The organism is Roseibacillus persicicus (genome assembly GCF_014651675.1).
Classification (GTDB): domain Bacteria; phylum Verrucomicrobiota; class Verrucomicrobiia; order Verrucomicrobiales; family Akkermansiaceae; genus Roseibacillus; species Roseibacillus persicicus.
Genome location: NZ_BMXI01000005.1, coordinates 125,180 through 138,097, shown reverse-complemented (window position 1 = coordinate 138,097; position 12,918 = coordinate 125,180). Strand labels below are relative to the sequence as shown.

Genomic DNA, 12,918 nt, shown 5'->3' with positions numbered 1-12,918 from the left:
AATCTATTTGCCCTCTTCCGGGAGACATATCATGCCCACCAAAGGAGGATCGTCCTGACCACTACTTCCCGAACAAGCAGCCAGACCTAAACTACCTGCTGCCGCCGCCCCGAGAACAACCTTCCGAATCTGTCGCTCATTCACGGCCTTCGAGCCGCAACCCTGCGTCACCAATCTGTCTTCGGCATCACGGCGCAATCGTACACAAGCCTGCCCGAGAGCTCCGGCCTCTTCGACAAAAGCCTCGGCTTCCTCGCGCGACATTTGCGACAAGTCGGTAACGGTCTTCTGACATTTGCTACAAAACCGCTCACGCTCATCGCCCGCCATCGCGTCCCAATCCATCGGGCAGCGAAAGCCGATCGTCACTCGTTCCAAGACACTCACCATCTTCTAACAATTCGGATTCTAGCGCACGGTGCGCAAGGGGGCTTCTGCAAAAGGACGGGCCTCGCCCCGTTGGCTTGCGTCGTTGGTCGCCCAGCGCCAGGGAGGACTTCCTTTTTCGGCAAAAACGGCCAAGCCAATGACCCCGATGTCGCGGGTCTGACCATGGCGCAGGTTGCTGTAACTCGCCCCCACGGTCGAAAATTCGAAGGCCGCCACAGTGTCGTAGCTGGTGCGGAACCCTTTCACCTCAATCTTTTCGCCAGGTGCAATGATGTAGCCCCGTTTCTTGAAGCTGGCGGCCTTGCCATCCATCACATCGAGTCCGTCGACCGAAAGGACCACTTCCAGCCGACTGTCGCTGACATTGCGCACCACGAGAGAATACTTCCGTCCTTTTTTCCCCACCACATAGCGTTTGGAACCGGACATATAATGATCGGGGGTAGACCAACCACTCTTCACTCCCCACTCGACTGCTCCGTTGGCGGCCCGCTGATAGGCCGAGGTTTTGTTCTTATATGAACCAGCCATGGCATTAATCCCCTCTTGATCATTGTAGTAAATCATCCCCACTCCCCCAAAGGGCTGATTGCTTTCTCGAATGAACTGCGTGTTGTTCAATGAGGAAGAAATCGTATCCCCCCAACCCGTTCCCAGTCCGGGGCGTCTGGTGGGAACCTTCATTGTATAATCACCACTGCGCAAACCACTCGTGACCGTTCCTCCCGAAAGGGCCGCCGATCCATCTGCTCCCACTGGAGCCATCGCTACTGATTCCGAAGCCGGAGCTGGTGCAACCGGACCTGTCGAGCAGCTCGCCAAAATCAAGACCGCGCAGACCGCAGCCCCAATCAGCAAGAATGCTCCCAACTCTTGAAAAACTTCCTTCTTCACTTTCATGCGTGCTAAAAAACCAGCAAATACCTCCGGGGTCAAATCCTTTTTGCTGAAAATCCAGCATTAAAAAATCGATACCTGAATGGATTCAGCTTCCTCAACCGCAGACGGAGGCGGAGATAGGCAGATTTCCGAACGAAACGGTCCGAATCATGAATGGAGGGAAAGCGCTCCCAGCTTCACGCCGGCCCATCCCCCTATCCACCCTGAACTGAAGAGAATGGTGCGGATTGAAAAGACCTGACGACGGCGCAGTTGCTGCTCAAAAAGCCAACCCCCCCTTTGCCACAAAAAAGAAAAACCAGGGGACCACGGCAATGAGAGACAAGCTACGGCTGCTACGTTTCCGTCCTGACCGGGTTCACCAGCTCGCACTCCGCGGCCCCTGGCAAGGACAGCCGTAATCGCAAATGCCATTGGGCGAAAGTCGTTTTTTCTACTTTTTCCCAAATCATCAATTTCGCCCTCCCAGTTTGCGCCCTCCCTGTCCCTTTGCTAGCTTGCCATCCATGCCGAGCATCACCGCCACCCTCTTTCTCATCCTCCGCCTGGGATTGGGAATCTTCTTTGTGTGGAGCGGTCTGATTAAGCTCGCAGACCTCGATGCCTTCACCGAAGCGGTCTTCAACTACCAGATCCTTTTCCCCCCTTACGATGGCTATGCCGCCTATTTCGTCGCATGGCTGGAGGTCATCGCCGGCTTGGCGACGATCATCGGTCGCTGGGGCGCGCGGGGAGGGCTGCTGGCAATTGCGTTCATGCTCGCTGCCTTCAACATCGCCTTGGGCATCGCCGCCAGCAAGGGGCTCAATATCAACTGCGGCTGCTTCGGCTCATCCGAGGAGCCAACCAACTATCTCTTGCACATCGGACTCAACCTTCTCTTATGGGTCCTCGCCATCATCCTGCTGTGGCGGGAATTCACCGCGCGCTCGAAGCGTCTCTTTAGCGAAAACAAACTCAGTCTCCCGAACCAATCCTGATCTGAACAAACTTCTGCGTGTCCAATGCGCCCTTCGTGGTTCAAAACCAGTCGCAGCGACCTACCCATGACTTTTCTCGAAAAACTCACCGCCCGCACCGCCGCCGTTGGCAACCTCTGCATCGGACTCGATCCTCGCGTGGAGAATCACCACAACCGCATCAACGAAGTCGAGGACTACCTTGTCCGCTTGATCGAGGACACCGCGCCTCACGCCGCCGCCTTCAAGCCCAACAGCGCCTATTTCGAGAGCTTGGGCTCAGAAGGTTTTGCCATGCTGGAAAGAACAGTGGCGCGGATTCCGTCCGAGATCCCCATCGTGCTGGACGTAAAGCGCTCCGACATTGGCGAAACCCAGCGACGCTATGCCATCGCTTGCTTCGAGCATCTGCGGGCTGATGCCGTCACCCTCAATCCCTTCATGGGCTACGATTCTATCGAACCATTTCTCGACTACCCCGGCGGCAAGGGTCTCTACCTTCTGGCCCTGACCTCCAACAGTGGCAGTGCGGACTTCCAACGCCTTGAGGTCGCGGGCGAGCCGCTCTATCAGAAGGTAGCTTCCTTTGCCGAACGAGCTCGCTCACAGAATCGCCCTTCATCGGTTGGACTCGTGGTTGGCTTGACCAACGCGGGCACCGATGTCCTCGAGCGCATCCCCGATATTCCCTTGCTCATCCCCGGCCTCGGCGCCCAAGGGGGCGACCTCGCGAGCTTGGCTTCCAGCAATCGCCTGGCTCCCAATTTGATCAATGTCTCGCGCGGCATCATCTATCCTGGTGAAGGAAAAACCCCGGCCGACATGGCAGAGCACTATCGCCAGGAAATTGCCACGGCCTTGAGCAAACAATCGTAAACACCTCAATCACTTCCCCCGCCTTGTCCAAGAACGGTAAATCCTCAGGCTCCTACTCCGGCATCTTTCCGAAAAAAGGATGGACCGAGCGTTCGTATCGCTTTTGGAGGCATCGCATCATCCCGCAGATGTTCCGCCAACCCGAGGGCGAGACTTTGCACGCCAATCACGAGCCCCCTCCCGAAGGCAAAACTCGCGTGACATGGATCGGACACGCGTCCTTTCTCGTCCAGTTCGATACTCATTCCGTTATCTTCGACCCCAATTGGGCAACCTGGATGGGGCCGGTGAAACGCCAGCGCCAACCGGGATTGCATCTGGACTCCTTGCCCGAGGTAGACTTGGTCTGCGTTTCGCACGCGCACTTCGACCACATGCACCGTAGTTCCCTCCGCATCATCAAGTCGCGTCAGGGAATCGTAGTCCCCAAGGGCTCGGGCTCCCTGGTGCGCAAGCTGGGTTTCCAGCGCGTGACCGAGATGGCGATTTGGGAGGAACAGATTCTGGACGGCATCGATGTGATCCACACCCCATCCCATCACTGGGGCGCGCGCTTTGGCCACGACACCCATCGGGACTATGGCGGCTTCATCGTGAAGACCCCGAACCGCAATGTTTATCATGCCGGGGACAGCGCTTACTTCGAGGGATTCAAGGAGATTGGAAAGCGCTACGAGATCGACATCGCGCTCATGCCCATCGGCGCTTACGAGGCCCCCAGCGGACGGGATGTCCACCTCAACCCCGAGGAAGCGCTGCAAGCCTACCTCGACCTGGGGGCGAAAAAACTAATTCCAATGCACTACGCCACTTTCCCGCTGGGGAACGAAGAACCCAGCGAACCCGAGGAGCGACTCCTCAAAGAGGCCGACCGGCTGGGTGTTCTCGACCAAATTCTAATTCTGGATCCCGGGGAGGGAGTAGAGGTCTAACAAGATGCATCCCATCCTCGCCATCGATCACGGAGAAGCCCGCATTGGTCTGGCGGCCACCGACGAATTCGGAATTGCAGCCTTCCCGGTGGAAACCATTCAGCAAGCCACCACTGAACCCCTCGAGCGGCTCGCGGAAATCATCGCCCAGCGAAAGACCAAAACCTTGCTGTTAGGCTTGCCCCTGAAGAGTGACGGACGCGAGGGTGACGCCGCCAAGAAGATTCGCGCCTTTGGCAAAGAGCTGCGGGAGACCTTTCCCGACCTTCCTCTCCACTACCACGACGAGTCCTTCACCACCGTGACCGCTTCCGCCAAACTGAGGCAAGCTGGCAAGAAGGCGAAGAATCAAAAGGACATCATCGATCAAGCCGCAGCCTTGGAGATATTGCAAAACTTCCTCGGCTGGTAAGCCTTTCCCGCTATGGACTGGCTTGAGCAACTCCAGAACCATCAAGCCCCTCCTCTGGTGCTCGCCGCGCTGATCTTTCTCGGCACTCTATTGAGCGAAGACTTGGCCTGCATCGCAGCTGGCATCTTGGCGGCCAAGGGCTGGATCCCGCTCCCCATGGCAACCGGAAGTGCCGCTCTGGGAATTTGGTCCGGTGACATCGGGCTCTATTTCCTGGGATGGCTCAGCCAGAAATCCAAGACCCGATTTCCTTGGATACAACGGCTTGCTAGCGAGCACCGCATCGAGCGGGGACGACGATTATTCGCCCGCTTCGGCACCACCTGGATCTTCCTCTCCCGCTTCCTTCCAGGGAGCCGGGTGCCATCCTACCTCGCTGCCGGGGCGGTTGGCTGGTCATTCCCCCGATTCTCTTCCGCCCTCGGAATCGCGGTGCTCATCTGGACTCCGATCCTGACCGGATTCTCCTTCTACTCAGGTCAAAGGACCCTGCTCTTTCTTGAAAACTACCAGCGCCTGGCTTGGCCTCTTCTTCTCAGCGTGGGTCTTTTGATCTATCTCTCGATCAAACTCGTCATCCCCCTCTTCAGTTGGCGCGGGCGGCGGATCTTGGCCGGACGGTGGCGACGGTTCACTCGTTGGGAATACTGGCCCCCGGCCATTGTCTATCCGCTGGCCATCTGGCCTCTCCTCTTCCGGTGGCTCCGGGGCGGCAGGCCACTGGACTTTCTCTCCTGCAATCCAGCGATGCCCTTCTCCGGATTCGCAATGGAATCCAAAGGCGACATTCTCGACGGCTTCACCCCGCCCCACCCCCACCGAATTCGCACCGCAAGCTATCGCAGGTTGACGGGCAAAGACGGGCTCGATGCCGTGCTCGCGTTCGTCGAGCAACATTCCTGGCCAGTGGTGCTGAAGCTCGATGTAGGCGAACGTGGTCAGGGCGTGGCAATCGTTAGAAACAAAGACGAAGCAAACGAGTGGCTGAATCTAAACAAAAACAGCCCCGCTCTCGTGCAAGAGTTCATCACGGGTTTGGAAGTGGGGATTCATTGGGCCCGGCGGCCCGGCGAGACAAGCGGCCGCATTACCTCACTCGCCCGCAAGCTTCCCCAAAGCCTGTCCGGCAACGGACGAGAGACAGTCGAGGAACTGATTCTCCACGACCAACGGGCTGCCGCAATGGCCAAGCATTTCCTCTCCCAACATGCCCAGCGCCTGCACGAAATACCGGCAGAAGGCGAGAAGCTGGTCCTAACCGAGCTCGGCACACACTGTCTCGGCGCCATCTTTGAGGATGCCCGCAATTGCATCACCCCAGAGCTTTCCCTCAGCATGGATCAGGCAGGTCGGAGCTATGAAGGATTTCACTTCGGACGCTATGATATCAGAGTGCCGGATGAAGAGTCTTTGAAGAAGGGTGAGGGTCTGGTCATCCTTGAATTGAATGGAGTCACCGGAGAACCCGCGCACATCTATCAGCCCGGTTACCCTCTCCGAAAAGGCCTGTCTGACCTGCGGAAGCACTACCAGCTCGCGAGTAAAATTGGCTATCAGTTGCAGAAAGAAGGAACCCCTTCAGCATCCCTCAAAGAGCTTTGGTGCCTCATCAAAGAACATCGCAAGAGGTAAGAAGAGGTAGCGCAACGGACTCGCCAAGACGCCGTGGAGTCTAACGTAGATTCTGACTCACCGGGGCTCTGCTCATGGACAGGAATGTCCATGCTCCGGTAGGGTCCTTTTGATAAACGGACAGCGAAAGCTCTGGGGTGTTCGAAGGATTCTATCGCGGACGACGGGCGTGAATCTAAGGACCTTTCCCAAACATTCGCGGCTGTTTCGGCGAAACTGCCCTACCGATGGAGCAAGGACATTCCTGTCCTTGGGACGGTCCGTCTGCACCAAATCGGTTTCCTCGAGCTTGCCGAAGCACGGTGGTGTTTGACGAAAGTTCTGACTCACCGGGGCTCTGTTCATGGACAGGAATGTCCATGCTCCGGTAGGGTCCTTTTGATAAAAGGACCGCGAATGCTCTGGGGTGTTCGAAGGATTCTATCGCGGACGACGGGCGTGAACTAGAGGACCTTCCCCGAACATTCGCGGCTGTTTTGGCAAAACAGCCCTACCGCTGGAGCAAGGACATTCCTGTCCTTGGGACGGTCCGTCTGCACCAAATCGGTTTCCTCGAGCTTGCCGAAGCGCGGTGGTGTTTGACGAAAGTTCTGACTCATTGGGGCTCTGTTCATGGACAGGAATGTCCATGCTCCGGTAGGGTCCTTTTGATAAAAGGACCGCGAGTAGTTTGGACTGTTCGACAGGCTCTCTCGCGGACGAGGGGCGTGAACCAGAAGACCTTTTCCGAACATTCGCGACTGTTTCGGCGAAACAGCCCTACCGCTGGAGCAAGGACATTCCTGTCCTTGGGACGGTCCGTCTGCACCAAATCGGTTTCCTCGAGCTTGCCGAAGCGCGGTGGTGTTTGACGCAAGTTCTGACTCACCGGGGCTCTGTTCATGGACAGGAATGTCCATGCTCCGGTAGGGTCCTTTTGATAAAAGGACCGCGAAAGCTCTGGGGTGTTCGAAGGATTCTATCGCGGACGACGGGCGTGAACTAGAGGACCTTCCCCGAACATTCGCGGCTGTTTTGGCAAAACAGCCCTACCGCTGGAGCAAGGACATTCCTGTCCTTGGGACGGTCCGTCTGCACCAAATCGGTTTCCTCGAGCTTGCCGAAGCGCGGTGGTGTTTGACGAATGTTCTGACTCACCGGGGCTCTGTTCATGGACAGGAATGTCCATGCTCCAGTAGGGTCCTTTTGATAAAAGGACCGCGAAAGTTCAGGCCTGTTCGAAAGGCTCTCTCGCGGACGAAGGGCGTAAGCCTAGGGACCTTCCCCGAACATTCGCGGCTGTTTCGGCGAAACAGCCCTACCGCACCCCTACCCACCATCTCATTTTTTCTACTTTGTTCTCTTAAATGCTACAAAACAAGAAACAAGACCTTCCTTACTTACACCATTAAAAATCCGAAATCCACTTAAAATAAAAGACTTAAGAAAAACAGAACAATCTTGGCACGACGAATGCCATTAGGTATCCCGCTAGCAATTCGGCTGGCTTTAAAAACATGAAAACCAAGCCCTTAGACCCGATGAACAATATCTCCCAACCCCTCTCTTCCCCTGCCCCTCTAACCAAGAGCTCGGGAATCAAGATCCATCAGACGGATGAGGCCATCGGCTTTATCCCTCTTCCTGACAACTCCGGCAAACCCATCACGGTGATCGGCAATGATGCCATCCGAAACTCGTTCGACGACACTTGCCTCCAACAAATCGTGAACTCCCGCATGTCGCCCGGGGTGACCGAGGTGATTCTCAATCCCGACGGGCACGCTGGTTACGGGGCCCCCATCGGTTGCGTGATGGTGTCGCCGACTCACATCTATCCAGGTCCGGTGGGCGTGGATATCAAGTGCTCGATGTCACTCTTGCAAACCGATATCCCCGAAGAAGCCGTCGCCGACAAGTCGGTTCGCCGTGCGCTCATCGATGCCATCACGGAGCGAACTCCGACTGGCGCGGGACGCGGAACCCGAAGCGTGAAAAAGGGACGCAAGTTCACCAAAGAGCTCGGCATCCAGGTCGTGACCGAAGGCGCTTCGCCTGCCGTCTGCGAAGCCTTGGGCATCCCGGTGGAATGGGCGGAGCGCTGCGAGGACTCGGCGCACTTGGGACATGACGGGACAGCGGAGAGCTTGCGAAAGCGACTCGACTTCATCCTGGAAACCAAGCGCGTGAAGAACTTTGGCGACAAGATTGGACAGCTCGGTTCCTATGGAGGAGGCAACCACTTTGGCGAGTGCGAGATCACCCGAATACTGGACCTTCCTTCGGCGAAAGAAACCGCCGAGGTGTTCGGCCTAAAGGATGGCCACGTATCTTTTCTTAGTCACTGCGGGTCGCGCGGATTCGGAAACATCTTGGCCTGCGCCCAGTTCAAGGACTTGGAAACGATGTTCAACAAGTGGGGCATCCCCTACCCAGCCGGAGACAAGAAGCTGGTCTACGCGCCCCTCGGAACCCCGGAGGCCAATGCCTATCTGGATGACATGGCGCTGGGGGCGAACTTTGCGACGGTGAACCACCTCCTGATCAACGCGCTGGTGTTAGAGGCCTTCCAAGAGGTCCTCCCGGGAACGACTGGAAAGCTGGTCTACTTCATCTCGCACAACATTGCGCGGGAGGAGATCGTCGAGGGCCGCAAGGCTTGGGTTCACCGCAAGGGGGCGACCCGCGCGGTGCCTGGGGGCCACTTCTCGCTCGCGGGAACGCCCTTTGCCGAAACCGGACACCCGATTCTGCTGCCAGGAAATCCTCGCGATGGTTCGGTGGTGATGGTGGCGCAAGGGGGAGCCGAGCGAACCGCGTGGTCGGTGAACCATGGAGCTGGTCGTCAGATGGGTCGAAAGCATGCCGCCCAAACTTTGGACCAAGCTGCCGTGGATGCGGAATTCGATTCGGCGGACATCCTCTACAACAGCCGAAAGTATCCCATCGACGAGTCGCCGGATGCCTACAAGAACTTCGCGGACGTGCTCAATAGCGTGGAGGCGGCAGGACTGGCCAAGACGGTGGCGAAGCTGGAGGCACGCTTTGTGATTAAGGACTCGGCGGAAGCCGATGATTGAGAGAAAGGACCAGAAGGGATGGGGTGAATGGGATTTCCTGTTTATTCTATTCGTTCTGGTCCAATTTTGGGAAAGCGAAGGACTAGGGCTTTGTTATTTTTGGACAGGATTGGACAGAATTTGACGCGGGCTTGGGCTGGGAACTTTTTTGAGTAGCAAGATGAAATTGATTCAATTGAATGGCCAGTCAGGTGGTGGGCAGATGCTGCGCACGGCGCTGAGCTTGGCGATGGTGACGGGACAACCGTTTCGGATGACTCATATCCGCGGCCAGCGCTCGAAGCCGGGCCTGATGCGGCAGCACTTGACCTGCGTGAAGGCCGCGGTGGAGATCTCGCAGGGAACCGCTGATGGCGCGGAGCTGGGGTCGACCGAACTGGTCTTTCGCGCGGGAGAGATTCAGTCGGGCGACTATGAGTTCGCGATTGGCACTGCGGGGAGCACCACTCTCTTGCTGCAAACTTTGTTACCAGCGCTTTGGACGGCAAAGGGCAAATCGACGCTACGTCTTTCGGGAGGGACCCACAATCCCCTCGCTCCGCCTTTTGACTTTGTGGAACAGGTCTTTCTGCCCGCGATGAAGAAGTTCGGGGCAGAAGCTACTATCCGTCTAGTAGAAACAGGTTTCGCCCCCACGGGCGGCGGGATTCTGGAGGCTGGAATTTCTCCAACTGCGGGACTCGGGAAGGTGAACTTCACGGAACAAGGCGAGTTGCAGGCGACGAGCCTGCGAGTAATCTCGCGTCAGGTTTCGGATTCGGTTGCCTCGCGATTGATGGATGCCGTGGGAAAGGCTTGGACGTGTGAGAAGCGCAAGATCGAACATCGCGACGAGGGCCCCGGACAAGGGTTGATCGGCTATGCGGAGGCACACTTTGCAAATGGCTGCGAAATGGTCAGCGGCTGCGGCGAACGCGGACAAAGCGCGGAAAAAATCGGCCATCGAATGGGCAAATCGATGGCGACCTTCATGAACACCCGCGCGGCTGTGGGACGCCATCTGGCCGACCAGCTTTTGCTGCCCATGGCCTTGGCTGGCGGAGGCGAAATCACCACCACCGCCCCAGACGCCCACGTCCCCACCAACGTCTCCATCATCGAAAAGTTTTTGCCGGTGAAGTTCTCGATAGAAGACGAAGACGGCGGACTGTTTCGGATAAGCTGTTAGAGCGTATCAATCGTGAGAATTTTCAGAGAGCCGCCCCACTGCGAGTGAGGACTTTCTGGAGTGCGTGCCGCTTGCTGCCGCTCTGGGGTGGATGGGTTCGTTCTTTGTCGCTCCCGGGAAGAGCAAAGCTTGCTTGCTCGACCAGAGGGTCGCCACGAATCAAGGAGTCAAAGTCTCCAAACTACCAAAGACCTCCCCGCACCATCGATGCCCATCGGTAGGGTCCTTTTGACAAAAGGACCGCGAATGGTCTGGGGTAGCCGAAGGATCAGCAAGCGAACAATGGGCGAGAGCTTGAGGACCTTCCCCGAACATTCGCGGCTGTTTTGGCGAAACAGCCCTACCGATGGAGCAAGGACATTCCTGTCCTTGGGACGGTCCGTCTGCACCAAATCTGTTTCCTCGAGCTTGCCGAAGCGCGGTGGTGTTTGACGAATGTTCTGACTCACCGGGGCTCTGTTCATGGACAGGAATGTCCATGCTCCGGTAGGGTCCTTTTGATAAAAGGACCGCGAAAGCTCTGGGGTGCTCGAAGGGTTCTCTCGCGGACGAAGGGCGTGAGCCAGAGGACCTTCCCCGAACATTCGCGCCTGTTTTGGCGAAACAGCCCTACCGATGGAGCAAGGACATTCCTGTCCTTGGGACGGTCCGTCTGCACCAAATCTGTTTCCTCGAGCTTGCCGAAGCGCGGTGGTGTTTGACGAAAGTTCTGACTCACCGGGGCTCTGCTCATGGACAGGAATGTCCATGCTCCGGTAGGGTCCCTTTGATAGAAGGACCGCGAATGGTCTGGGGTGCTCGAAGGATCTGTGAACGAACGAAGGGCAAGAGCCTGAGAACCTTCCCCGAGCATTCGCGGCTGTTTTGTCAAAACAGCCCTACCGGTGGGGACTCGAACAATTCGTTAGTTGAATGATGAGTTGCAGAGACGATTCGTTGGAGCGAGTAGGGGCACTCGCGGTCCGGCCGCGACCTCTCCTGAAAGAGCGATTTTTCGCGGTCACTCGTTTGACTTTCGGGCAATCTGTGCAGAAATTTTTTCAGATAAAATCCGTCTCACAGAGCGATTCCCTGTCGAAACCTTATGAAGAAAAAGAACCAAATTTTCCTCCCCTTGGCGGCCGCTGCGGTGGCTGCGGTGTCGGGCTATCTTGTGGCCCAGGATAAAATCGAAGACAAGCCCGCCCCGCTCATCATCAAAGCCGACAACCGGCCAATTGAGCGCGTCGGGGGTGCACAGCCCACCAGTTACGCCCCGATGCTCGCTGAGGCCAAGCGCTCCGTTGTCTCGGTCCACACCGCCGAAGTCGTTCGCTATGCGCGAGGCTCGGGCTCCCGCGAAGACCAGATCCTGCGCCAGCTCTTCGGCATGGGTCGAGCGCCGCAGGGCGAAGAGTCCATCCAAGAACAGCGCGTTCCCCAAGGGGTCGGCTCCGGGGTCTTGATCAGTCCTGATGGCTACATCCTCACCAACAATCACGTGGTCGTCGACCAGCGGGGTGGCGATGCGGATGAAATCCTCGTGACCTTGAGCGACGACACCGAGATGAAAGCCACCTTGATCGGCCGCGATCCGCAAACAGACATCGCGGTCATCAAAGTCGACGGCGAGGATCTTCCGTTCGCCCGCGTGGCCGACAGCGAAGAGATCATGGTGGGTGACATCGTTTTTGCCATCGGCAACCCCCTCGGCGTGGGAATGACGGTGACCTCCGGCATCATCTCTGCCACCGGTCGCTCCATTGGGATCTACGGTCAGGACGGTTACGAAGACTTTATCCAAACCGATGCCGCCATTAACCAAGGAAACTCCGGTGGTGCTTTAGTCGACATCGAAGGCCGTCTCATCGGTATCAACTCGGCCATCATGTCCCGCTCCGGCGGCTCCATCGGACTGGGCTTTGCCATCCCCGCCAACCTCGCGGTCGATATCGCGGAACGTCTCACCGAATCCGGCGAGGTGAAGCGTGGCTTGATCGGAATTCGCATGAGCGAGTTGGATCCCCGGGTGGCAGAGGCCATGGGCGTGCCCAACACCAAGGGCGTGCTGATTGAAGAAGTCATCGAGGGCTTCCCGGCGAAAGAAGCCGGCCTGCTGCACGGCGACATCATCACACAAATCAATGAACGCAAAGTAGAGGACCCCAACGACCTGCGCCTGGAGGTCGCCGCGATGAAACCCGGTGAAATCCTACAGATCAAAGTCCTGCGTGACTCCAAGGAAAAGTCCTTTGACGTCAAGATCGCGGACCCCGACCAGACCGCCTCGCTGAGCGACGAATTCGTGGAAGGCGTGAAGGCGGCCCTCCTCAATAACGAGCTGCGCCAGACCTACGGCATTCCCCGCGGAGTGTCCGGATTGGTCATTACAGAGGTCAAGGGCAGCTCCCCCTTCAATCGCTACCTGGAACCCGGTCTCGTCATTCTGGAAATCAACAAGCGACCCGTTGACTCCCTCGAACAAGGGCGCAAGCTCCTGCGCGACAGGGGCAACAACCTCCTCTACGTCTACAACCAAGGGCGCACCTCCTACTTTGCGCTACGGCTGAACTAAAGGAGCATGAATCAAAATCATAGTTTCGGAAAAATG

10 protein-coding genes and 1 other RNA gene are annotated in these 12,918 nt (G+C 57.3%); 8 read left to right on the top strand and 3 right to left on the bottom strand.

Features of this window, described 5'->3' with window-relative positions:
• Nucleotides 1-3: 3 nt before the first annotated feature.
• The 3 genes from IE099_RS07415 to ffs all read right to left on the bottom strand — a co-directional run bounded on the left by IE099_RS07415 (nt 4) and on the right by ffs (nt 1,678).
• Nucleotides 4-390, bottom strand: a complete 387-nt coding sequence (locus IE099_RS07415; protein WP_189569063.1) for a hypothetical protein — start codon at nt 388-390, stop codon at nt 4-6.
• Between the two features lie 18 nt (nt 391-408).
• Nucleotides 409-1,290 (bottom strand): hypothetical protein, encoded by an 882-nt coding sequence (locus IE099_RS07410; protein ID WP_189569060.1) that lies wholly within the window; start codon nt 1,288-1,290, stop codon nt 409-411.
• Between the two features lie 293 nt (nt 1,291-1,583).
• Nucleotides 1,584-1,678, bottom strand: an RNA gene (gene ffs, locus IE099_RS07405) — signal recognition particle sRNA small type.
• A gap of 118 nt (nt 1,679-1,796) precedes the next feature.
• Here ffs and IE099_RS07400 point away from each other — a divergent pair.
• The 8 genes from IE099_RS07400 (at nt 1,797) to IE099_RS07365 (ending at nt 12,882) form a co-directional block, all read left to right on the top strand.
• A complete protein-coding gene (locus IE099_RS07400; protein ID WP_189569058.1) occupies nt 1,797-2,270 on the top strand; it encodes a DoxX family protein in 474 nt (157 codons plus the stop codon).
• A 66-nt stretch (nt 2,271-2,336) separates the two neighbouring features.
• Entirely contained in the window at nt 2,337-3,125 is a 789-nt protein-coding gene (pyrF, locus tag IE099_RS07395) for an orotidine-5'-phosphate decarboxylase (protein WP_189569056.1), read from the top strand.
• Between the two features lie 23 nt (nt 3,126-3,148).
• Nucleotides 3,149-4,057 carry an MBL fold metallo-hydrolase gene (locus IE099_RS07390; RefSeq protein WP_229809433.1) on the top strand — a complete coding sequence of 303 codons (909 nt, stop codon included), beginning with the start codon at nt 3,149-3,151 and terminating at the stop codon, nt 4,055-4,057.
• A 4-nt stretch (nt 4,058-4,061) separates the two neighbouring features.
• A complete protein-coding gene (ruvX, locus tag IE099_RS07385) occupies nt 4,062-4,469 on the top strand; it encodes a Holliday junction resolvase RuvX (protein WP_189569054.1) in 408 nt (135 codons plus the stop codon).
• Nucleotides 4,470-4,481: 12 nt separating this feature from the next.
• Nucleotides 4,482-6,101: a DedA family protein gene (locus IE099_RS07380; RefSeq protein ID WP_189569051.1), complete on the top strand. Its 1,620-nt coding sequence runs from the start codon at nt 4,482-4,484 to the stop codon at nt 6,099-6,101.
• 1,496 nt (nt 6,102-7,597) lie between these two features.
• Nucleotides 7,598-9,160 carry an RtcB family protein gene (locus tag IE099_RS07375; RefSeq protein ID WP_229809432.1) on the top strand — a complete coding sequence of 521 codons (1,563 nt, stop codon included), beginning with the start codon at nt 7,598-7,600 and terminating at the stop codon, nt 9,158-9,160.
• 160 nt (nt 9,161-9,320) lie between these two features.
• Nucleotides 9,321-10,328 (top strand): RNA 3'-terminal phosphate cyclase, encoded by a 1,008-nt coding sequence (gene rtcA / locus IE099_RS07370; RefSeq protein WP_189569048.1) that lies wholly within the window; start codon nt 9,321-9,323, stop codon nt 10,326-10,328.
• A gap of 1,084 nt (nt 10,329-11,412) precedes the next feature.
• Nucleotides 11,413-12,882, top strand: a complete 1,470-nt coding sequence (locus IE099_RS07365) for a Do family serine endopeptidase (protein ID WP_189569045.1) — start codon at nt 11,413-11,415, stop codon at nt 12,880-12,882.
• The last annotated feature ends 36 nt before the right edge of the window (nt 12,883-12,918 follow it).

What these genes read in the sequence shown, in the direction of transcription:
- IE099_RS07375 (WP_229809432.1), top strand. Translation starts at nt 7,598, where the DNA reads ATGAAAACCAAGCCCTTAGACCCGATGAACAATATCTCCCAACCCCTC.
- IE099_RS07365 (WP_189569045.1), top strand. Translation starts at nt 11,413, where the DNA reads ATGAAGAAAAAGAACCAAATTTTCCTCCCCTTGGCGGCCGCTGCGGTG.
- IE099_RS07410 (WP_189569060.1), bottom strand. Translation starts at nt 1,290, where the DNA reads ATGAAAGTGAAGAAGGAAGTTTTTCAAGAGTTGGGAGCATTCTTGCTG.
- rtcA (WP_189569048.1), top strand. Translation starts at nt 9,321, where the DNA reads ATGAAATTGATTCAATTGAATGGCCAGTCAGGTGGTGGGCAGATGCTG.
- pyrF (WP_189569056.1), top strand. Translation starts at nt 2,337, where the DNA reads ATGACTTTTCTCGAAAAACTCACCGCCCGCACCGCCGCCGTTGGCAAC.
- IE099_RS07400 (WP_189569058.1), top strand. Translation starts at nt 1,797, where the DNA reads ATGCCGAGCATCACCGCCACCCTCTTTCTCATCCTCCGCCTGGGATTG.
- IE099_RS07380 (WP_189569051.1), top strand. Translation starts at nt 4,482, where the DNA reads ATGGACTGGCTTGAGCAACTCCAGAACCATCAAGCCCCTCCTCTGGTG.
- ruvX (WP_189569054.1), top strand. Translation starts at nt 4,062, where the DNA reads ATGCATCCCATCCTCGCCATCGATCACGGAGAAGCCCGCATTGGTCTG.
- IE099_RS07415 (WP_189569063.1), bottom strand. Translation starts at nt 390, where the DNA reads ATGGTGAGTGTCTTGGAACGAGTGACGATCGGCTTTCGCTGCCCGATG.